Here is a 21696-nt window from a genome sequence, read left to right on the forward strand (position 1 = left end):
CCTCCTTATCGTGCATAATTGAACCAGAGAAACAGAAGTATTAACGAAATAACTAAAAGAGCAAGCCCTGAATAAAAAGCGACAAAGGGCCAATCAATCGACTGTTTAAATTCCTGCCAAGTTTGGATTTTTCTGTTTTTTTTCGCGCTATCCTCAAGCGTGAGTAAATAATTCAATAGTAAGAGGAGCAGCAACACCGTGAAATCATTTGTGGTAAAAAGCACATGTAAAAATAGAATGACAAAGACAACACGGGATAACACTCGATTCCGCAAAATTAAAAATAACTTAGCACGCATAATAAACCACCATTTCTTATCAGAGATAATGAATCTGTTTTTGTCTACTCTTTAGTTATATCATAAAATTCTTAATAACGAAAAAATGATTCGAGAAAATAATTGAAAAAAGTTTTTTTCCTGAATCATTATTTTCGTAAATAAAGAATAAACGTGTTACTCTTGGCTTATCAAATTTGGAAGGAGTGTTAAAAATGAAATATCTGGATATTATTGCTTTAATTTTATTGATTGTCGGAGGTTTAAACTGGTTATTAGTTGGTGCATTTAATTTTGATTTAGTTGCAACAATTAGTGGCGGTGCAACCACACCATTAGCAAAAATTATCTATATTATTGTCGGAATTTGTGCGATTTATTCTATTAAGTTTTTAGCTCCTTTGTTCCGCGAACCATAGGATTGATTTAAAAGATTTAGATAACGTGAAGTTATTTTGACTTAGCAATTGAGAGTTTCCTTGAGAAAGGGGACTCTTTTTTTATTTTCTATATTCGTTTCAGAAGGTTTAGACAAGCTCAAAAAATATTTCAAGAGAGCTGCGTTGTTTTCAAAATAGAACCTAGCATTACCTCGAACGTACCTCAAATAACCTGTGTCTTTTTTTGAATCATTAGTTCAAATTGATGTGATCACTAGTGAGAAAAATCAGCTCTAGGATATATAGGAAAATATAAGCATCAAATAGGGATTTTGATGATAAATTATCTTTTTCCTTGTTATGATTATAACAAGGAAAAAGAAAGTAGGGATTTATTTATGGAATTACAGGTGACAAAAAAGGCTAAATTTTTTTGTTTGGCGATGGCATTACTAATGACATTAGGTATTTTTATCAGCGCTGGTACAAGTGTTTATGCATCTGACCAGCTAGAGGATTCAGAAGTTGAGGCTGTAGCAAAAGGACTGGAAGAAATGTATGCGAATGGAGTGACGGAAGATAACTTTAAAAACTATGTCAAAAATAATTTTGCTCAGCAAGAGATTTCTTCAGTTGAGGAAGAGTTAAATGTAAATATTTCTGATGCTTCAACAGTAGTTCAAGCACGTTTTAATTGGAATGCATTAGGAAGTTGCGTTGCTAACAAAATCAAAGATGAGTTTTTTGCAATGATTAGTATCAGCGCAATTGTAAAAGCTGCACAAAAGAAAGCCTGGAAAGAATTAGCAGTGACTGTATTACGCTTCGCTAAAGCCAATGGGTTAAAGACGAATGCTATTATTGTAGCTGGACAACTAGCTTTATGGGCAGTTCAATGTGGGCTAAGCTAATGAATTTAAAAGATCATGTTACGGAAATAGTAATTACTTTTATCATCGCTTTTGTGTATACTTGGATAGATTCAGGAGAAATTGAAATCTTAAAAACTCTTTTGATAACAATAATATTTTTAGCCATGTTCTATGCAATACCCAAAATCACCAATAGAAAAAGAAAATGAAGTGGTTTTAGAAAGATAATGTGATAGGAAGTGTAAGAGGAGGTAACGAGCCTTCTCTTGCTTATAGAAAAAAAGAGCTAAAACCTTTATTTTATAAGGTTTTAGCTCTTTTTTGTTTTTCTCTACTTTTCTAAAAATGGAGACGGCGGGAGTCGAACCCGCGTCCAAACATATTGCCACTTAAATCTCTACGTTCATAGACACTCATTTAAAGGTTCGCTTTACAGCGTGCCGAGTGACAGGCATTCTGTATTGCTAGTCTGGTAAGCTCCTCTAAATTTTACAGACGGAAAAATTTAGCGTATCCCACTTCGATTAGGACCCTGACCCGAGCACATGGGCGATGCCGGGAGGATCTTCGCTAGCTGGTTTTTAGGCAGCTAAAGCGAAAGAATTGTTTTCGTTTTTAGCAGTTATATTTAACTGTAACGTTTTAACGTAGCCGTAACCTACGAAACGCAATTCAAGCTCAACTATGCCTGTCGAATCCGTAACGCCCCCGAAATAACATAAGTATCCCTTGATACTTATCAAAGTATAGCATAAATTCCTTGTTTTTTCAAAGAGTAGGATAACACTCTGTTAGATATTCATAAAAAGAGGAAGGATGGACCGTAACTCAGTTCATCCTTCCTCTTTTTATGAAAGTGTGTGGGTATGTTTTGTAATCCATTGTTGCAAACGGATATTCAACCAAAAACCATAAATTCCTAAAGTAATTATAGTTAATAAAAGCCATTTAATCCAATGACCGAATAATTGCATAGCTGTACCGTCAAAATAAAGGCGTTTACCATCAATAACGGTATGCTTGATTTTCCAGTTGTACATCATACAAATTCCCCAAGGTGCGCAAATGCCTAATGTAAAGACAGTAATCAAGGTTGCTAAAATTGAAGTCCCGATATACGTGGCTAAATCACCGTCAAAATATGAATTTTTCATTCTTTTCCTTCTTATCTCATAACTTTTATTATAACAAGAATAAATGGCCTGGGAAACAAAATGAGGATGAAATAAGTATTTTTATTCATTATTGATGTGAAATATGTTATTTATGCAACTCAAACTTGGCAGCATTAGATATTTTGTAACAAATGTTATCTAATGTAACTACCATAATAAAACGTTTTCCTTAGGAAGTGAATTAGAAATTTAAAAAAAAGGCTACTTAAATGAGCATTAATATTGTACGAGACATATCTTTTTGCTATTGTCAACTTCTGAAAAAGACCACTAAGTGGAAAAAATAAGAGAAAAGAAGGGTGAATAATTTTTTATGACAAAAAGTGTAAAATTTTTAGTGTTACTGTTGGTAATGATTCTACCAATTGCGGGGGCGTTATTGATTGGTCCAATTTCGTTTGGCGCCGAATTGAGCAAAAGTTCAATCGTTGACAAAGTAGAATTAGATCACACTACTTTATATCAAGGAGAGATGACCTCAATTAAAGTATCTTTTAGTGACAAAGAAAATCAGAAAATAAAACCTGGCGATACTATTACTTTAACTTTACCAAATGCATTAGTTGGAATGACCGAGAACGATGGCTCACCACGAAAAATCAATTTAAATGGTTTAGGGGAAGTTTTTATCTATAAAGATCATGTTGTAGCAACATTTAATGAAAAAGTTGAATCTTTACATAATGTGAATGGGCATTTTTCTTTCGGGATTAAAACGCTTATCACCAATAGTTCGCAACCGAATGTGATAGAAACGGATTTCGGAACAGCAACGGCGACTCAACGTTTGACGATTGAAGGAGTGACCAACACAGAGACTGGCCAAATTGAGCGAGACTATCCGTTTTTTTATAAAGTAGGCGATTTGGCTGGAGAGTCAAATCAAGTACGTTGGTTTTTAAATGTGAACCTCAATAAATCCGATGTCACAGAAGATATTTCAATTGCGGATCGACAAGGAAGTGGTCAACAATTAAATAAAGAGAGTTTTACATTTGATATTGTGAATGACAAAGAAACTAAATATATTTCACTTGCCGAGTTTGAGCAACAAGGTTATGGCAAAATTGACTTCGTAACAGATAATGACTTTAATTTACGTTTTTATCGGGATAAAGCACGCTTTACTTCCTTTATCGTCCGTTACACTTCGACAATCACGGAAGCAGGCCAACATCAAGCAACATTTGAAAATAGTTATGACATCAATTATCAACTAAACAATCAAGACGCAACGAATGAAAAAAATACATCACAGGTTAAAAATGTTTTTGTAGAAGGCGAGGCAAGCGGCAATCAAAATGTGGAAATGCCAACAGAAGAAAGTCTAGACATTCCTTTAGAGACAATAGAAGAATGGGAACCAAAGATACCTACTTCGGAACAGGCAACAGAAACAACTGAAGAGAATGGCGCAACAGAAACCGCAGAAAGCAGCCAACCAGAAGTTCATGTCTCACCAACAGAAGAAGAAAATCCAGATGAAAGTGAAACGTTAGGTACAATTACACCAATTATTCCTGAAAAACCAAGCGTAACAACTGAAGAGAACGGCGCAACAGAAACTGCAGAAAGCAGCCAACCAGAAGTTCATGTCTCACCAGCGGAAGAAGAAAATCCAGATGAAAGTGAAACGTTAGGTACAATTTTACCAATCCTACCTGAAAAACCAAGTGTGACAACTGAAGAGAATGGCACAACGGAAACTGCAGAAAGCAGTCAACCAGAAGTCCATGTGTCGCCAACGGAAGAAGAAAATCCAGATGAAAGTGAAACACTAGGCACGATTGCACCAATCCTACCTGAAAAACCAAGCGTAACAACTGAAGAGAATGGTATAACGGAAACGGCAGAAAGCAGCCAGCCAGAAGTTCATGTCTCACCAACAAAAGAAATTACTACAACTGAGAAAAAACAGCCATCCACAGAAACAACTGTGGAGACAAATAAAAATGTTACATCAAAAAATCAACCACAAATACTAAACGCTCCATTAAATACATTGAAAAATGAAGGAAGCCCACAGTTGGCTCCCCAACTGCTTAGTGAACCAATTCAAAAATTAAATGAAGCAAACGGGCAACGAGAACTTCCCGAAACAGGCACAACAAAAACACCGTTTATGCTAATAGCAGGAATACTGGCAAGTACATTTGCCGTTTTAGGTGTAAGTTATCTACAAATCAGAAAGAATTAACAATAGAAAAGCCATCCAGCTTTCGCTGGGGGGCTTTTTTATTATCTGGAGATAAATTGCTGATAGGCGCCAATCAAAAACTATGCTACAGTAAGGTATGTACTGCTCGAAAAGGAGGGAGTAAATGACTAAAAAAATATGGTCGCACTTTCAGAAAAGCTTCACTTGGTACATTTTGATTGGTGTGATTGTTTCATTATGTAGTGCTTTAGCAATTTATTTTTTTCAACAGTTGTTAGATCATTATCAAAAAAGTTTCCAACTAGGGTTGTTAGTAGCGTATGGAACAACAATTATTTTAATTCCGCTATTGTCTTACTGTGAACAGAAACCGAAAGCTTACTTAACTAATGGCATCTATTTCTATTTGAAGAAATTAAGTTTAATAAAAATGAGCAAGATTTCCTATGAAGAATATCTAAAACTGGGAGCGGGAGCTTTACTACAAAAAGTAGAAGTTGGTGCAGCAGCTGGGAGAAATATCCACTTGAATTTTTATGGGCGCTTATTTCGAGAGCTAATTCCAGAGACGTTATTTAATTTGTTTTTCATAGCATTGATTGATAAAAAATTACTGCCAGCAATTCTAATTGGTTATGTGATTGTATTTATTTTAACCAAAACGCTTTTGAAAACGCTACAAAAAATGAAAGAAAAAACACTTATTTCTGAAGAAGCAATGAATGCTACTTTGATACGAGGGATGACAGAACTAGTAACTTTTAGAATTAATCGAAAATATAAAAAAGAGATTGAAAATTACGCGTTAATGGCAGAGGAAAATAGTCAAAATATAACAAAAATGACTATGATCCATGAATTTTTCTTTGGCTTTTTTGCCTTGTTAGTTGCACTTATCAAAGTAAGTATTGTCGTACTTAGTTTTACTAACGTCGTGACGCTAAGTTTAGGTGGACTTGTAGCGATAGTGATGTATATCGATCGAATTTATACGCCGATAGCCATATTTAATGTTTTATTTGTTCAATATAATTTGGATAAAGTAGCCTATCAGCGCTTGGAAGATTTTTATAAAAAAGAAGATGATCCTGACTTAATGGTTTCCGGCAAAGCGTTACCTGAAATTCAAACAATTTCATTAAAAGATGTATGTTTTAGCGTAGATAGTCAAACGATTATGTCCCAACAAAATCGACAATTTTCAATGAATAAAACCTATGGCTTGATTGGAAAAAGTGGGACAGGTAAATCTACCCTGATTAAATTGATTTTAGGATTATTGAAGCCGACAGAGGGGACAGTTTATGTGAATCAATTTCCTCTAACACAATTCAATTTGGAAGATTATTATGAAAAAGTTTTTTATTTATCGCAAGATGTGCCAATATTTCAAGGAACGTTGAAAGAAAATATTGTATTGAATCAAGAAATTTCTGATGAACAAGTAATTGAAGCTATGTATCGTTTTCAGTTGGGGGAACTTTATGAACGGTTACCGGAAGGTTTAAACACTATTGTGAGTGAAAAAGGAATGAATTTTTCTGGTGGCGAGAAACAACGGATTGCTTTCACACGCTTAGCATTTACACAAGCAGAGATCCTTATTTTAGATGAGGCGACTTCTGCATTGGACGAAAAGACCGAAGAAAAAGTGTTACAAGAAGTACAAAAATTTACCCACAATAAGTTGACTATTTTGGTTACTCATCGACCTAAAACCCTGCGATTTGTAGATGAAATTATTGATTTAAATGAGTGAACTTGTTAGCTCTTTGGCGCTTCTTTTGCTACACTTTTTATAAGAATTGAGAGAAAGGGGCAATTGTTGATGAATAATAATGAGCAAGAATTGGCGGAATTTTGGGATGAATTTGCAGAAGAATATGAAGAAATTCAACAAGAATCGCCATTTCCAATTGCTCGAGAATTACGTGATTTCTTGGTCCAAGAAGGCATTTTTCCGTGTCAGACATTTCTGGATATCGCAGGTGGGACAGGACGATACTTACCTTTTTTTCAAGAGCAAGTCACGGAGTATACGCTAGCCGATATTTCTCAGAGAATGTTGGAGATTGCGGAAGCAAAAGCACAAAGCAACGTTGTTTTTCTTCACCAAAGCCAAGAAAGACTGATTGAGACTGGGAAAAAATTTCAAGTCGTTTTTTCAGCGATGAACCCTGCTTTGGATACGCCTGAAAAAGTTAATGCATTGTGCCAATTAAGTGAGAAATGGTGTCTTATATTTCGGCTAGTGGAAGAGCAAGATTCGTTATTTTCTCCTTTTGAGCAAGAGAGCAACCCGCAGTTAAATTGGATGGCACAATACAAAGCATTTCTAAAAAAAGAACAGCGACCTTTTTTCACAAAAAAATTTTTCTTTGAAGCATCAGAAGCTATTTCAAAAGACTTTTTCCGCAGCTATTTTGAAGAACAATGGTCAGTTCCAATTTTAGAACAACGCGTACAAGAAATTTTTGGTTCTCATGAAATTAAGCAAAATCAGCGTACCATTATTTATGAATTAATTGTTATTCCATGTAAAAAAACAACCAGCGATGACTAATTATCGCTGGTTGTTTTTCGGTTATTTAATTGTGCGAAAGCTTTTTCTGGTATCTCTTTTTTATCAATTTTGACAGGAGATTGGATGATTCTTTTTTTACTAATGGTTGCTTCTATGTAAGCATTCGGTTCCAAAGGTTGAGGATTTTTGTCTGTCCGTTCGTAATCCATGACTTGCGTTTTTCCATTACTTTTAACAAAAGTTAGTCGATAGTGTAAAGAATATTGGCCATCTATGCTTTTTTGATTGTCATCTACTGTTTGTTTTCGTTCAGGAATTTCTAGAGGAACTTGTGCATAGGCTTTTTCACCCTTATATGTATCTGCATAATAACGATAGCCTGTATAACCACCAACAATAAATAAGCCAATAAATAAAATAGCGCCGATTTTTTTCATTTTTTCTCCTCCTAACAATTTACAAAAATAGCATAGCAAAAGAAGAAGGAGATGGAACATCGAAAAAACGAACAGTTGTCTTACAAAACTGTTCGTTTTTTTTGGTCTATTTAGCTTTCATCAGAGAGTAGAAAGGAATCATTTTTCTTACGATAACTAAAGAAAATAACAAAGTACAGTAGGCCTGTTAAAAGAGTGACGCCTAACGAATTTGTAAATAAGATGCCAATAAAGATGAGACCTAAAATGATTAAAGCAAGGAGATTAATACTTTTTTCAAAGAGAGACCCTCGTTTTAAAGAAAGAACAAACGCCGCAGCGCTAATTAAAATCCAAATTAGCAAGACAGTGTAAGAGAGAGAACCGGCTAAGTAACCAAATAATTCATCGCCAACAAAATAAGAAAGGATAACGCCCAGATATAAAACACTGGCGCAGAAGAAAACTGAACGTTGAGGTACTTGGTGCTTGTTTAAAACCGCAAGTTTACTCATGGGTCCTTTTTTATCTTTTAAGCGAAAATATAAAAGGCGAGAAGAGGCGTATACTCCAGAATTAATAGAAGAAAACAAGGCTAAAATAATCACAAAATTTACGATGTCAGCAGCAAAAGGAATATTCATTTTTTCAAAAACCATAACAAATGGACTCACCGTTGTGCCTGCTAAGGTATTCCAAGGGAAAATAATCAAAAGTAAGAATAATGGAATGATATAGAAGGAAATAATCCGTCCCATCACACCACGAATCGCTTTAGGAATGGCTTTTTTAGGATCATCTGCTTCACTGACAGTAATCGCGATTAATTCTGAACCGCCATAAGAATAAATAACTACTAATAAAGAATTAACTATACCTTTCATGCCATGTGGGGCGAAGCCACCATGATCGGTGATACTTTGTAAAGTAGGGAAGACACCACTGCCTAGCATTTGTTGTCCCACCAGATAAACACCAAAAATAATTAACAAAATGATGACACTAATTTTAGCAAACGCCAACCAATATTCTGTTTCTGCAAATAAACGAACCGAGTAAAGATTAATGAGCGTCGTTAAAATAGCTAAAATAAAAACAAAAAACCAAGCAGGAATATTAGGAAACCAAAGTTGTAAAAAGGAAGCTGCGGCAACCGCTTCTGCGATAATATTAATTGTCCACATGGAATAATAAACCCAATCAATAAAATCAGCAGAATGTGCACCTAAAAATGGTCGAACCAAGCCAGACAAACCATGATGTGTGTCTCCGCCATCTAAAACAAGTTTTCCTAAACCACTCATGACGATGAAGAGAACAGCACCGCCAATTAGAAAGGCGATTAAAACAGAAGGACCGGCAATACCAATTGCTTCGCCACTTCCTTTAAAAAGACCTGCGCCAATCGCTCCCCCTAAGGCTAACATCGTAATATGGCGCGAGCTTAATTGTTTTTTTAAGGTTGTTTGTTGTGTTTCACTCATAGGATTCTCCTTTAATTGAAAAAAATAATATGAAAATAACTTTCTTTATTATATACAATTTTCTGACAATTACAACTATTCTGTCAATGAAAATGAAAAAATAAGTGAAAAATATTATGAAAATAAAAAAATCGAGCAATTTAAGTGATTAAAATCGCTCAATTTTTTTATTAATTTTTATTTTTTAATAGAGTCATAATTGTTAATGGAACAGTAATGACTACATAGCCGATGATACTAGCCACTACTAAATAAGCTATAGGACTTGAGAAATTAAATAAGTCCGTTAAAAGTATTGCGACAATCATTGAAATAGCATAACAAATGAATAATTGAATAAACCGTTTTGCAGACAAAAAATCACCTCTTCCTAATTAGTTAAAGTCTCTTTTCAATCATTTAGTATACACCTGAAAAGAAGAATAAACTATCATTAATTAAAAGAAAAAGTGAAACAACTAGCGGATTTTTTGTTCAGCTGATTATCTTAAGAATTAGAAAATGGGACATAAGTCATCTCGACTTATGTCCCATTTTCATTTATGACGTTGGCTTCGTGTAAATTGAGAAGTCTCGTCCTCTCTAGTGGTTGGTTGCTGCGTTCGTTGTACGGCTTGCTTTTCCGGCTCGCTCTTTTTTGCAACATCAGTCACAACATTTGGCTTCTGAGAAGGGGGAACAGTTGTTTTTTTGTTTAAAGTTGGCGTAGTTCTTTTTGTTTCTTTCTTTTGTTTCTTTTTATTATTTTTATCATTTCCAGTGACTGTCAAATAGATAATCAGAAAAATCATTAGGATCGTTGCAACAATTAATAGAATAAACATGTTAAATGAAATGAACATGCATGGCCCTCGTTTCTCGTTTTTTCTTAGTTTACCAAAATTTCAAAATTTCGTCACTCTTTTCTTCAGAAAAAACGAATTTCAAAGGGGTTAAAAGAAACTTTTATAAAAAAGCCTCCTTTTTTGTGTGAAAATGCACAAAATTTCTGGAATCGTTTGCTGTTAAAACCAGATACTGGTAAAATAATTATTGTATAAGAATCATTTTAAAAAACGATTTTTGTTACAAATAACGTATTTGTTGAAAAGGCACTGTGAAGTAGTTAGAGACGACAGCCAAGTGACTTTTAATGACAGCCGCCCGATTGATTTCATGGAGCCTTTTCGTAGAAAACGAGGAGGTTATTTTGCGTGAAAGTGAGTATATTTTCGACATGCGTGGTGGATTTACTTTTTCCAAATGTAGGGCAAGCAATGGTAGAGGTTTTGGAACGTTATGGCTGTGAAACGGTTTTACCAACAAGCCAAACGTGTTGTGGTCAGCCAACGTATAATAGTGGCTATGTGACAGAGAGCACGACAACGCTTAAGAATCAAATTGATAGTTTTGACGGTGCCGATTATGTGGTGGGACCTGCGGGGTCTTGTGTCGGCATGATGAAAGAATACCACAAATTTTTAGCAGATGATCCTATTTATGGACCAAAAGCACAACGTTTAGCTGAGCGAACTTACGAGTTTAGTCAGTTTCTTTATCGTGTCTTAGGGGTCAAAGATGTTGGCGCAACGTTACATGGGAAAGCAACTTATCATCGTTCTTGTCATATGACGCGAATTTTAAATGAACGAGAATCACCCTTTGTTTTGTTGGATCATGTGAAAGGATTAGAAATGATTCCTTTAGGACATCTTGAAAATTGTTGCGGATTTGGCGGAACGTTTTCAGTGAAAATGCCAGCTATTTCTGAACAAATGGTGACGGAAAAAATGAACGATGTGATTGATACAGGCGCAGAAATTTTAATTAGTGCGGATATGGGTTGCCTGATGAATATCGGGGGTAAATTCAATCGTGATGGGAAAAAGATTAAGATTATGCATATTGCAGAAGTCCTTAATCACGAAGTGGATGAAGCACGCATGGATCAACCGCAAATCATATCGGTAGGGTAAGGGGGAAGAACTGTGGGATTATCAACGAGCAATAAGCCGTTAAGTGAACGAATTGAAGAAAGTAAAAAAGATGTGTTTATGCAAAAGGCTGTCGCCAAAGCACAAGATGCCCAATGGGAGAAACGAGAAGGTGCGCGGGAAGCTTTAGGCAATTGGCCACAATGGCGTGAACTGGGAGAACAAATTCGCCAACATACAATTCAATATCTGCCTGACTATTTAGAAGAGTTCAGTGATAACGTCGCCAAACGAGGTGGCAAAGTCTTTTTTGCTCAAACCGCCGAAGAGGCCAATGAATATGTGAAACAAGTGGTTCTAGAAAAAAAGGCGAAAAAAATTGTGAAATCTAAATCAATGGTGACGACCGAAGTCGATATTGATCCAATGTTATTGGGATTAGACGATGTCAGTGTGATGGAAACAGACTTGGCGGAATTCATTTTACAAATGGATGACTGGGATGAGCCGTCACATATTGTTTTCCCAAGTATTCATAAAAATCGCGAACAGATTCGTCAGGTTTTTGCGAAAAAATTAGGGTATCAAGGGGATAATGACCCGGTAAATTTGGCACGCTGTGCACGAGAAGTGATGCGCAAATTCTTTTTGGAAGCGGAGATTGGCATTACAGGTTGTAATTTCGCTATTGCGGATAGCGGCTTAATTAACTTAAATACAAATGAAGGAAATGCTGATTTGACCATCAGTATTCCTAAGACACAAATCGTGTTAATGGGGATGGAAAGAATCGTACCAACAATGCGTGAAGCAGAGGTTTTAGATAACCTTTTAGCCAGAAGTGCCGTTGGTCAAAATTTAACAACGTATGTGACGTTTGCTGGGCAAAAAAATGCGGATGAATCCGATGGTCCAGAAGAATTTCACGTGGTCATTTTGGATAACGGGCGTTCAAAAGCGTTAGGAACAGCCTTTCAGCCAGTCTTACAGTGTATTCGTTGTGGGTCTTGTCTGAACGTTTGTCCGGTCTATCGCCATATTGGTGGGCACGGTTATGGCTCTATTTATCCAGGCCCAATTGGTGCTGTGCTTTCTCCAATTTTGGGTGGATATAAACAGTTTGGGGAATTGCCTTATGCGTCTAGTCTTTGTGGGGCATGTACGGAAACGTGTCCTGTGAAAATTCCATTGCACGAATTATTAATTGAACATCGTAAAGTGATGACCGATGATCTGAAAATGAAACATGGATTTGAAGATTTCCAAATGCGTATGGTAGGTAAAGCCACTGGTTCACCAGCAATGTTTAAAGCAGCCATGAAAGTCGATCATGCTGCAGCGGGCATTTTAAGTAAACAAAAAGACATTACTGTTGAAAACATGTACAATCATGGAGGCTACCTTGATAAAGGACCAGGGTTAGTAAAAGGTTGGACCGATGTTCGTGATTTGCCAAGACCACCAAAATCTTCAGAAAACTTCAGAAGTTGGTTCAAAAAACATCAAGAAGGTGAAAAAAATGACTAATGAAGCGATTCAAAATCGAGAACCTTTTTTACAAAATCTACGAGAAAAATTAGGCGTAGAAAAACAGCCTGTTTCGGCCCATCCATTTGAGCCAGTTAATCATTTACCAGAAGAACAGTTGGCAGATAAAACACCAGCAGAGCTATTAACGATTGTGAAAGAACGTGTGGAAACGATTCACACGAACTTAGTGGAAACCACACAAGAAAATTTACTGACGACGATTCAGCAAATTGTTGCTGAGTTTGGTGGGGGCAATCTTTTATTGCCAACAGATGCACGTTTTGAAGCCTATGGATTAGCTGATTTAGCTAATTCATTAGAGGCTGTTTCTGTTAAGCAATGGCAACCTGGAAGTGAGCAACGAGAAGCGAATATTCAAACAGCTGCTCAGGCAAATATCGCGATTGCCTTTGCTGAGTTTTTACTAGCTGAATCAGGAACGATTGTGGTGGAGTCCAATGCGGGGCAAGGCAGAGCTTTACACTTTTTACCGAAGCATTACATTTCAATTATACCGTTTAGCAAACTCGTTCCACGTTCGACTCAGCCAGCAGCTTTTTATACAGATAAAATAGAAAAAGGCGAAAAAATCGGCTCAGCGATTCACTTTATTTCAGGGCCTTCTAATTCAGGAGATATTGAAATGCAACTGGTTGTCGGGTTGCATGGTCCTTTAGAAGTTTGTTACGTGGTTGTGATGGATCGCTAAAACGCTAGAAGCATAATCAATTCAGCCCTTTTTAGAATTGATTATGCTTTTTTTATGAGCAGGATCAAAAAAGTAAGAATCAAATTTGAAAGAAATACGTTTTTTTTCTGACTATTTTGTAAAAAAAGCGTACATAAAAATTAATTGGGTGTTAAGCACTATAGGATTGATTTACTTTGTGGTAGAATATGAGACATAAGATAATAAGGTTTTTGGAGGAATGAGTTTGAAATCAAAAGAATTAATTAAAACAGTCGTCTTTTTTGCCTGTTTAGCTTTGGGTCTGTTTTTACTGAGACAATTTGTATTTACGCCTGTCGTAGTGAGAGGTCATTCAATGGATCCAACGTTAGCAGATGGTGAACGGGTAATTACGTTAAAAAACACAGAAATTAATCGTTTCGATATTATTACTTTCCCAGCGCCAGATGAACCAGATAAAAATTATATTAAACGTGTGATTGGTTTACCTGGAGATACAATTGCGTACAAGGATGATACGTTGTACATCAATGGAAAAGAAGTTGACGAACCCTATTTAGATGAATTTAAAAAAGCCTTAACAGATGGTCAACCTTTGACAGGCGATTTTTCATTAAAAGAAAAAGTACCAGCAGATAGCTACTTTGTTTTAGGTGATAATCGACGGAATTCAAAAGACGGTCGTGTCATTGGTTTTATTCATAAAAAAGATATTTTGGGTGAAGTGAAATTCGTTATGTGGCCATTCTCACGGTTTGGTCCAATACCAGAAGTGTCAAAACAATAAAAGAGACAATGAGTAAAAGAGAAGGACGGAAATGTGTAAAAACAAACACATGTTTCCGTCCTTCTTTTGTGGTAAAATAAAGGCAGTGCAAAGGAAAAGGATGTGAAACCATGAGTGTGCAGTTTATTAGAGGAACCGCCGTGGCAGACTTAGAAGCGCCACTTATACAGGCGACAAAACAATGGCTAGAGGAAGACGCACAGCATGAAGTATTCTATTTAGTCCCGAACCATATTAAGTTTGAGCAAGAAATTCAAGTCTTGCAAAAGTTACGTCAATTACACACAACTACGTCTGATTCAATAACCAGTACCCGTCTGCAGGTTTTTAGTTTTTATCGTTTGGCTTGGTACTATTTACAACATACACCTTTTTACTCGGCAGATGTTTTATCTGATGCAGGTGCTGCGATGATTTTTCGCAAAATTTTAGTAGAAGCAGAAGAAGAGTTACAAATTTTTAGAGGTGAAATTAACAAGCCTGGCTTTATTCAGCAACTATTTCAGCTTTATCAAGAAATGCGCGAAGGCAATATTGAGATTGCGGAGCTTTATCCATTTTTAGAAAAACAAACGGAGAACCCTAAAGGACAAGATTTACAACTTAAGTTTCAAGATTTAACGTTAATTTTTACGCGATTCCAATTGCAAATGAGTCAGTATGGCTATGAATCAGCGGAGATTATTCAACATTTAAGCGAGTATTTACAAACGGTTGATTTGTCGAATGTTCAATTCGTTATTTCAGGCTATCAGCAGTTTACTGCCAGAGAATTAAAGTTGATTGAAGTGCTAATGGCGCAAGCAGGTTCTGTGAAAGTAGCCCTTTTATTGGACAAACAATATCCGCATGACTTACCTGATCCGCGGTCGTTATTTTATGAAGCGGGACAAACCTATCATCAGCTTTATCAACTAGCAAGACAGAAGCAAATCCCGATTCTTTCAGATTATGTGGAAAAGAAAGAGGTATTAATTACAAATCCAGATTTGCAAGGATTAAACGATTATTGGATTCAATCGCAAGAACACCTGCCTCCATTAAGCGCAGCTGACTGGAGGGGCGATGGCTTATTTCTGTGGCGTGCTGAAAACGTTAAAGAAGAATTAACACATGTTGCAACCGAAATTCGCCGTTTAGTGGTGGAAGAAGGGTATCGGTACAAAGAAATTCAGGTGTTGACTCGTGATTTAGATTGTTATGAAAATTTATTAGAACCGATTTTTGCGGAACACGAGATTCCTGTTTATGTCGACCGAGATATGGCTATGGATCGGCATCCTTTAGTCGAATGGATTGAATCTTTATTTGCTATTCATTCGTACAATTATCGTTATCGTGATGTGCTCCGTTTTTTGAGAACGGAATTATTTATGCCAATGAATCAACTCGCTACTTCTGAAGAAAGCTTGACTGATTGGTTAAACCAACGGAACGCTTGGCGCAGAAAAGTTGATATTACCGAAAATGTAGTCCTGGCATACGGCTATGAAGGTTATTATTGGTCACAAGAAAAAGATTGGGAATTTATTCGGTATGATTTTGAAGCGGAAGAGCAAGAAGATGTCGCTACGATGGAAGAAGAGTCAAATGCGATTCGTCAATCGCTTCAACGGCTGCTACCTAGTTACTTTCAAGCAATGATAAGTGCCAAAACTGGTTTGGAAGCAGCGACCGTCTTCTATCACTTTTTACTGCAAAGTGGTGTGGCAACACAATTAAAAATGTGGCGCTTACAAGCTATCGAAGCAGGTCAACTAGAAACAGCTCGTAACCATGAACAGACTTGGGATGCATTGATGTCGTTACTAGATGAATACGTCACTGTTTACGGAGAAAGTTCGTTTGATTTTACAACGTTTCAAGAAATATTTGTTAGTGGCTTGGAAGGTTTGCACTATAGTAAAGTGCCGACAGCGATTGACCAAGTACAAGTTCGCGCAATGGATTTAACTCGACCTGGCGCTGCCAAGGTTACTTTTGCTATTGGGATGACGGAAGAAATTTTTCCACAAAAGATTGAAAATAAAACACTATTGTCTGATGAAGAACGTCAGACAATCAATGATACTTTAACGGAAAACCAATATTTACGTGGGACAACCGGACGCAAAATTGCGCAAGAACCTTATGTTGCGTATCTCGTCTTTTCTTCAGCGCGAGAACGGTTATATTTAACCTATCCAAGTGTTAAAGACACCGCTCAAGAAGTCAAACCGTCTCCTTATTTTAAAAATATCCAAAAAGATTTAAACTTGCCCGTTTTTGAAAAAAATGAAACAACCATTTTCGATGATGAAACGACCAGTTTAGCCCATATTAGTACGTATCGGACGTTAATCGGTGAATTAACGCGTTTGAAAAGACAACGGAAAGAAACACAAGAAGGATTGTTGCCTTTCTGGTTAAATATGGAAAAAGCGCTAATGAACCAATCAATTGCGCCGCTAGCCAAGCAAGTTTTCGAAAGTTTAACGCATCAAAATATTCCTGAAAAGATTGATGAGGTCTTAGCAGAACCTTTATATGGTAAAGATATTTATACGTCCGTTTCTCGGATGGAGAGTTTTTATCGCTGTCAGTATCAATACTTTTCTCGCTATGGCTTACGTTTGAAAGAAAGAGATGTCTTTGGGCTTTCGCCAGCAGCTACAGGGGAATTTTTCCATGAAGCATTGGATCAGTTCTTTAAATTATTGATTATGAATCAACGGAACTTATCTGAATTAACCGATCAGGAAGTCAATTTATTGGCGGAGGAAGTGCTAAATAGTATTTTAGGGGATGCGCGTTTTTCTGTATTAACGACCTCTAGTCGCATGAACTATATTCGCTATCAATTGAGTCAAACAATTAAAAAAGTCAGTTGGGCGCTGAAACGTCAAAGCCAACGAAGTGGCATGACGACTGTTCAAACAGAAGTGTTATTTGGCCAAATTGCCGCTAAAAAAGGAATTTCTGGTTTGGAATTACCATTAAAAAATCAAGGGAAAATTCATGTTCGGGGGAAAATCGACCGGATTGATCAATTGGTTACACCCGAATCAACCTATTTAGGTGTGATTGATTATAAATCGAGTCACCGTAAATTTAATATGACAGAAGCGTATTACGGCTTAGCCATGCAAATGCTGACGTACTTGGATGTGGCTTTAATGGATGCTGTGCAATTAGTTGGTCAAGAAGCTAAACCTGCTGGCTCACTTTATCTGCATGTACACAATCCTACATTATCTTATGAAGGCAAAGACGACATTGAACAACAAATGCTTAAAAAATATCAGTTTGATGGTCTTTTGATGAAAGACCCAGATTTATTGGATCATTTAGATACGAGTCTGCAAGCTAAACAAAGTTCGTTGCTGTTTCCGATTGAAGAATCCGCCAAAGAACAAATTAAACCTGGTCGTCGCCAAGAAGATAAATTTGTGACAGAACCAGAATTAGGCGCGTTGCTTTCCCATAACCGAAATAAATTTATTGAAGCGGGGAATCAAATTATTGGCGGCGAAGTTCAACTTAATCCCGCTTATCAAGGCAAGGAACGGATTGCTTGTCGCTATTGTCCGTTTCGAAGTGTCTGTGATTTTGATGTGATGTTAAAAGAAAATAATTATCATCGTATTGAGAATTTATCCAAAGAGGAAATTATGGCGCGCTTGTTAAACAAAGATGAGGAAGGAGCAACCGAAGATGAGTAAAACAATTCCACTACGTCCAGCCAATGAGCAATTCACCGACAGTCAATGGCAAGCGGTGTTTGATGGCGATGAAAATATCTTAGTTTCTGCTTCGGCTGGCTCAGGAAAAACCACTGTTTTAGTCCGCCGTGTCATTGAAAAAGTCAAAAGCGGCGTCGATATCGATCGTCTCTTGATTGTGACGTACACTGAAGCCGCCGCCCGTGAGATGAAAGAACGTATCCAAGTGGCTTTACAAAAGGCAATGAATGAAGAACAAGATCCAGAAAAAAGACGGCATTTTTCTCGTCAAATTGCTCTTTTGCCAACAGCCAATATCAGCACGTTACATGCCTTTTGTTTAACTGTTATTCGTCGTTTTTATTATTTAATTGACATAGATCCAGTTTTTCGGATGTTAACAGATGAAACAGAAACATTGTTATTAAAAGAAGATGTTTGGGATGCATTACGTGAACAATTTTATGCGGAAAATCAAGAAGCGTTTTACCAATTAACAGCGAATTTTTCCAATGACCGTAGTGATGACGGACTCACTAACTTAATTTTTTCTTTTTATGAATTTGCCAAAGCCAATCCTGATCCAGAGGCGTGGATTAATGGCTTAACACAAGCCTACGAAGTAGGGGATCAGCTAGGCGAATCAACGTTATTTCAGACGTATTTAAAACCGCTAGCCGTTGAGACGTTACAACGAACTCTTCAGCGTTACGAAGAAATGGTGACCTTAACAGAGGGCGAAGAGAAACTTCAAAAGATTTGGTATTTAGCTCAAAATGAAAAGGAACAAACAAAACAATTTTTACAATTTTTAGAGAGAAATGATTTAGAAAGCGCCTATAATTTGACTGAATTGTTAAGCTTTGACCGCTACCCAACGGTTCGTGCCGAAGAGTTGAAACCAACCGCGGAACAAGCCAAACAGTTACGAGAACAAAATAAAAAAGCGTTAAATGATTTGAAAAAGCAACTGTTTACACTTTCTCCAGATGCCATGAAACAAGTCTTGAAAGAGGCCACGCCCATTGTTCAAGAAATGGCTCACGTGGGGAAACAATTTATGGAGGCCTATGGCGCAGAAAAACGGCTTAAAAATTTAGTGGATTTTAACGATTTAGAACATTATACGTTAGCTATTTTAGCGAAAAATCAGGCAGATGGCTGGCAAGCATCAGAAGCCTCTCTTTACTATCGCGAAAAATTTGATGAAGTGTTAGTCGATGAATACCAAGATATCAATCAATTACAAGAATCTATTTTGTATTGGTTGCGCCGTCCGCTTAGCACAGAAGGAAACCTTTTTATGGTAGGGGATGTGAAACAGTCTATTTATTCTTTCCGCTTGGCAGATCCTACATTGTTTATTGAAAAATACAATCAGTATGGGCAAGGCGAAGAGGGCAAACGAATTATTCTAGCTGAAAATTTTCGTTCCCGCAAAGACGTTTTAGACTTTACGAATTTAGTATTTAGTCAATTAATGGATGAGCGAGTGGGCCAAATTGCTTACGATGAGTCAGCTGCTTTGGTTCATGGTTTTGATCAATTTTCGGAGGCGGCTGATTATTCAACTGAATTGCTAATTTATGAAAAAAAAGCAACAGAATCAGTTGAATTTCCAGAATTACAATCCCCTGAGTTGTTGATTGAAGATAAGACAGAAGGGGAACTTTACGTTACTGCTTTGAAAATTCGTGAATTAATTGACCAAAATTTCTTGATTTATGATAAAAAGCTGAAAACGGATCGACCGATTACTTATCAAGATATTGTCTTATTAACGCCTACGAAGAAAAATAATTTAACTATTTTAGATGTTTTTAAATCATTAGAAATTCCAGTTCAAGTCAATGATGCTCAAAATTATTTCCAAGCAACGGAAATTCGTACAATGATTGCCTTGCTTCAATTGATTGATAATCCTTATCAAGACATTCCTTTGGCAGCTGTGTTACGTTCACCAATTGTTGGATTAAAAGAAAACGAATTAGTGCTTATTCGTTTGGCTAATAAGGAAACCAGTTACTACGAAGCATTTTTAACGTTTAATCAAAAGATGGAACCAACCATGGAGGAAGCAGTTGTTCAGGAAAAAACTATACGTTTTGCTGAATCATTAGAAAAATGGCGGGAACAGGCTCGACGCAACCAGATTAGCACCTTGCTGTGGACGATTTATCGGGAAACGGCCTATCTTGATTATGTTGGCGGGTTGCCTGTTGGCAAACAACGCCAAGCCAATTTATATGCGTTGGTCGATCGGGCCGCGGCGTATGAAAAAACAACCTTCCGCGGATTATTTCAATTTGTTCGCTTCATCGAAAAAATGCAAGAAAAAGACAAAGATTTAGCGGAACCAGTCGTTTTAAGTGAAGAGAATGCCGTACGCGTCATGACGATTCACGCTAGTAAAGGGTTAGAATTTCCGGTGGTATTCGTTTTAGATATGACCAAAGAATTTAATGTCAGTGATTTGAATGAACGCTATATCTTTGAAGAAAATTTAGGGGTAGGCATTCGTTATTTACAACCTGAAGAACGAGTTATGTACGATACTTTACCATTTTTGGCGATTAAACAAGTACGATTGAGAAAATTACTATCTGAAGAAATGCGGAAGCTATATGTGGCGTTGACACGTGCAGAACAGAAACTTTTTCTGGTGGGCTCCTATAAAGACCAAGCGGCGATGTGGAAAGAGTGGCTGAAAGTTGGCGATGTAGAAACACTGGTGCTACCAGCTGAAAATCGCTTGCAAAGTAAAAGTAGTTTAATGAATTGGGTTGGGATGACATTGGTACGCCATCAAAAAGCCGATGAATATCAGCAAGAAGTAGTAGTAAGTAACGTTCCGCAAGTCAAAAAGCACCCAGCTAACTTTCATATTCAGTGGTTCAACGAAGAACAACTACGAGCAGCCATTCAGCAATTACAATTGCCAGAAAGACAAGCAGAGGATTTAGCCGAAAAAGCGCAATTATCTGCTGACAAAATCAATCGTGGTCTTGCACGGTTAAGTTTCAATTATCCGTTTGAAGTGGCTACTCGGACCACCAGTTATCAGTCTGTTTCTGAAATCAAGCGAGTATTTGATGACCCCGATAACAAAGAAATTGGTAAAATTGAGGTTCGGGAAGACAATACTATTCAAGCGCAACCGTTGATTGTCAATCGAATGATTGAAGGAGATTTAAGTAAGCCTAAATTTTTAGATACGGTTCAAGCGCCCTCAGCAGCTGAAATTGGGACAGCAACCCATTATTTATTACAACTAATTGATTTAAGTAAGCAACCTTCTTACGAGGAAGTGCGAGCTGTTCAAGAACGCTTAGTGGAAAATAAATTGATTTTACCAGCAATTGCTGAAAAAATGAATCTGGAACAAATCGTGGCCTTCTTTGATACCGCCTTAGGAAAACAATTGATTCAACACCATCAAACCGTTAGAAGGGAACAACCTTTTTCTATGCTGATTGAAGCAGAAGAGCTCATTCAAAATTATCCAGAAACGACACAAGATGATTTATTAATTCATGGGATTATTGATGGCTATATCGAATTAGACAATCAATGCATTTTGTATGACTATAAAACCGATCATGTAAAAGGCACCTCTCCCCAAGCGATTTCTGAAATTGTCGAACGGTATCGCGGACAGATGAATCTTTATCGTAGAGCGCTACAAGAGGCAACGCATAAAGAGGTGTCGCACGTCTATTTAATTTTATTAAATGGAGGAGTAATTATTGACATGCAGACAGGAAATGTTGTAGATTTTATAAAGTAG

The 21696-nt window shown here is 36.9% G+C and carries 18 protein-coding genes and 1 other RNA gene; 12 read left to right on the top strand and 7 right to left on the bottom strand.

The features are described from left to right. Positions 1 to 5 precede the first annotated feature (5 nt). Entirely contained in the window at positions 6 to 299 is a 294-nt protein-coding gene (locus IGL42_RS04215) for a hypothetical protein (protein WP_002358125.1), read from the bottom strand. A 194-nt stretch (positions 300 to 493) separates the two neighbouring features. Between IGL42_RS04215 and IGL42_RS04220 the strand changes: the two genes are divergently transcribed. From IGL42_RS04220 to IGL42_RS04230, 3 genes are all read left to right on the top strand, one after another. Next, a complete protein-coding gene (locus tag IGL42_RS04220) occupies positions 494 to 697 on the top strand; it encodes a DUF378 domain-containing protein (protein ID WP_002381996.1) in 204 nt (67 codons plus the stop codon). Between the two features lie 359 nt (positions 698 to 1056). After that, positions 1057 to 1569 (top strand): enterococcin EntV, encoded by a 513-nt coding sequence (gene entV / locus IGL42_RS04225; RefSeq protein ID WP_002358120.1) that lies wholly within the window; start codon positions 1057 to 1059, stop codon positions 1567 to 1569. Next, positions 1554 to 1739, top strand: coding sequence for a hypothetical protein (locus IGL42_RS04230; protein ID WP_002384733.1), 186 nt, complete (start codon positions 1554 to 1556; stop codon positions 1737 to 1739). The genes entV and IGL42_RS04230 overlap by 16 nt, the downstream gene beginning before the upstream one ends. A gap of 134 nt (positions 1740 to 1873) precedes the next feature. On the opposite strand, the gene ssrA is transcribed toward IGL42_RS04230, so the two are convergent. Both ssrA and IGL42_RS04240 read right to left on the bottom strand, forming a co-directional pair. After that, positions 1874 to 2240: a transfer-messenger RNA gene (gene ssrA, locus IGL42_RS04235) on the bottom strand. Between the two features lie 138 nt (positions 2241 to 2378). After that, a complete protein-coding gene (locus tag IGL42_RS04240; RefSeq protein WP_002358053.1) occupies positions 2379 to 2684 on the bottom strand; it encodes a DUF898 family protein in 306 nt (101 codons plus the stop codon). Positions 2685 to 3018: 334 nt separating this feature from the next. On the opposite strand from IGL42_RS04240, the gene IGL42_RS04245 reads away from it, so the two are divergent. From IGL42_RS04245 to IGL42_RS04255, 3 genes are all read left to right on the top strand, one after another. Next, positions 3019 to 4902, top strand: a complete 1884-nt coding sequence (locus IGL42_RS04245; protein WP_010710486.1) for a collagen binding domain-containing protein — start codon at positions 3019 to 3021, stop codon at positions 4900 to 4902. 124 nt (positions 4903 to 5026) lie between these two features. Next, positions 5027 to 6622, top strand: a complete 1596-nt coding sequence (locus IGL42_RS04250) for an ATP-binding cassette domain-containing protein (protein WP_002394167.1) — start codon at positions 5027 to 5029, stop codon at positions 6620 to 6622. 69 nt (positions 6623 to 6691) lie between these two features. Further along, positions 6692 to 7426 carry a class I SAM-dependent methyltransferase gene (locus tag IGL42_RS04255; protein WP_010710485.1) on the top strand — a complete coding sequence of 245 codons (735 nt, stop codon included), beginning with the start codon at positions 6692 to 6694 and terminating at the stop codon, positions 7424 to 7426. Here IGL42_RS04255 and IGL42_RS04260 read toward each other — a convergent pair. From IGL42_RS04260 to IGL42_RS04275, 4 genes are all read right to left on the bottom strand, one after another. Beyond that, positions 7423 to 7824, bottom strand: a complete 402-nt coding sequence (locus IGL42_RS04260; RefSeq protein ID WP_002358048.1) for a YxeA family protein — start codon at positions 7822 to 7824, stop codon at positions 7423 to 7425. The genes IGL42_RS04255 and IGL42_RS04260 overlap by 4 nt on opposite strands. 110 nt (positions 7825 to 7934) lie before the next feature. Further along, on the bottom strand, positions 7935 to 9287 hold the full coding sequence (locus tag IGL42_RS04265) for an amino acid permease (RefSeq protein WP_002382100.1): 1353 nt from the start codon (positions 9285 to 9287) through the stop codon (positions 7935 to 7937). A gap of 170 nt (positions 9288 to 9457) precedes the next feature. Then, entirely contained in the window at positions 9458 to 9643 is a 186-nt protein-coding gene (locus IGL42_RS04270; protein ID WP_002358046.1) for a hypothetical protein, read from the bottom strand. A 180-nt stretch (positions 9644 to 9823) separates the two neighbouring features. After that, entirely contained in the window at positions 9824 to 10111 is a 288-nt protein-coding gene (locus IGL42_RS04275; protein WP_002386008.1) for a hypothetical protein, read from the bottom strand. Between the two features lie 369 nt (positions 10112 to 10480). Here IGL42_RS04275 and IGL42_RS04280 point away from each other — a divergent pair, with 369 nt between their 5' ends. The 6 genes from IGL42_RS04280 to addA all read left to right on the top strand — a co-directional run bounded on the left by IGL42_RS04280 (position 10481) and on the right by addA (position 21696). After that, positions 10481 to 11242 carry a (Fe-S)-binding protein gene (locus IGL42_RS04280; RefSeq protein ID WP_002365495.1) on the top strand — a complete coding sequence of 254 codons (762 nt, stop codon included), beginning with the start codon at positions 10481 to 10483 and terminating at the stop codon, positions 11240 to 11242. 12 nt (positions 11243 to 11254) lie between these two features. Beyond that, positions 11255 to 12727: a LutB/LldF family L-lactate oxidation iron-sulfur protein gene (locus tag IGL42_RS04285; protein ID WP_002365496.1), complete on the top strand. Its 1473-nt coding sequence runs from the start codon at positions 11255 to 11257 to the stop codon at positions 12725 to 12727. Continuing rightward, on the top strand, positions 12720 to 13439 hold the full coding sequence (locus tag IGL42_RS04290) for a LutC/YkgG family protein (protein ID WP_010710484.1): 720 nt from the start codon (positions 12720 to 12722) through the stop codon (positions 13437 to 13439). The genes IGL42_RS04285 and IGL42_RS04290 overlap by 8 nt, the downstream gene beginning before the upstream one ends. Before the next feature lie 220 nt (positions 13440 to 13659). Beyond that, positions 13660 to 14208, top strand: a complete 549-nt coding sequence (lepB, locus tag IGL42_RS04295; protein WP_002358039.1) for a signal peptidase I — start codon at positions 13660 to 13662, stop codon at positions 14206 to 14208. A gap of 110 nt (positions 14209 to 14318) precedes the next feature. After that, positions 14319 to 17909 carry a PD-(D/E)XK nuclease family protein gene (locus IGL42_RS04300; RefSeq protein ID WP_185776376.1) on the top strand — a complete coding sequence of 1197 codons (3591 nt, stop codon included), beginning with the start codon at positions 14319 to 14321 and terminating at the stop codon, positions 17907 to 17909. After that, on the top strand, positions 17902 to 21696 hold the full coding sequence (gene addA / locus IGL42_RS04305; RefSeq protein ID WP_002394173.1) for a helicase-exonuclease AddAB subunit AddA: 3795 nt from the start codon (positions 17902 to 17904) through the stop codon (positions 21694 to 21696). Before IGL42_RS04300 ends, addA begins: the two co-directional genes overlap by 8 nt.

It is taken from the genome of Enterococcus sp. DIV0712 (genome assembly GCF_050554855.1).
Lineage (GTDB): Bacteria > Bacillota > Bacilli > Lactobacillales > Enterococcaceae > Enterococcus > Enterococcus faecalis.

Bases quoted from the DNA above. Each gene is read 5' to 3' on its own strand.
- IGL42_RS04215 (WP_002358125.1), bottom strand. From the start codon at position 299: ATGCGTGCTAAGTTATTTTTAATTTTGCGGAATCGAGTGTTATCCCGT.
- IGL42_RS04220 (WP_002381996.1), top strand. From the start codon at position 494: ATGAAATATCTGGATATTATTGCTTTAATTTTATTGATTGTCGGAGGT.
- entV (WP_002358120.1), top strand. From the start codon at position 1,057: ATGGAATTACAGGTGACAAAAAAGGCTAAATTTTTTTGTTTGGCGATG.
- IGL42_RS04230 (WP_002384733.1), top strand. From the start codon at position 1,554: ATGTGGGCTAAGCTAATGAATTTAAAAGATCATGTTACGGAAATAGTA.
- IGL42_RS04240 (WP_002358053.1), bottom strand. From the start codon at position 2,684: ATGAAAAATTCATATTTTGACGGTGATTTAGCCACGTATATCGGGACT.
- IGL42_RS04245 (WP_010710486.1), top strand. From the start codon at position 3,019: ATGACAAAAAGTGTAAAATTTTTAGTGTTACTGTTGGTAATGATTCTA.
- IGL42_RS04250 (WP_002394167.1), top strand. From the start codon at position 5,027: ATGACTAAAAAAATATGGTCGCACTTTCAGAAAAGCTTCACTTGGTAC.
- IGL42_RS04255 (WP_010710485.1), top strand. From the start codon at position 6,692: ATGAATAATAATGAGCAAGAATTGGCGGAATTTTGGGATGAATTTGCA.
- IGL42_RS04260 (WP_002358048.1), bottom strand. From the start codon at position 7,824: ATGAAAAAAATCGGCGCTATTTTATTTATTGGCTTATTTATTGTTGGT.
- IGL42_RS04265 (WP_002382100.1), bottom strand. From the start codon at position 9,287: ATGAGTGAAACACAACAAACAACCTTAAAAAAACAATTAAGCTCGCGC.
- IGL42_RS04275 (WP_002386008.1), bottom strand. From the start codon at position 10,111: ATGTTTATTCTATTAATTGTTGCAACGATCCTAATGATTTTTCTGATT.
- IGL42_RS04290 (WP_010710484.1), top strand. From the start codon at position 12,720: ATGACTAATGAAGCGATTCAAAATCGAGAACCTTTTTTACAAAATCTA.
- lepB (WP_002358039.1), top strand. From the start codon at position 13,660: ATGAGTTTGAAATCAAAAGAATTAATTAAAACAGTCGTCTTTTTTGCC.
- IGL42_RS04300 (WP_185776376.1), top strand. From the start codon at position 14,319: ATGAGTGTGCAGTTTATTAGAGGAACCGCCGTGGCAGACTTAGAAGCG.
- addA (WP_002394173.1), top strand. From the start codon at position 17,902: ATGAGTAAAACAATTCCACTACGTCCAGCCAATGAGCAATTCACCGAC.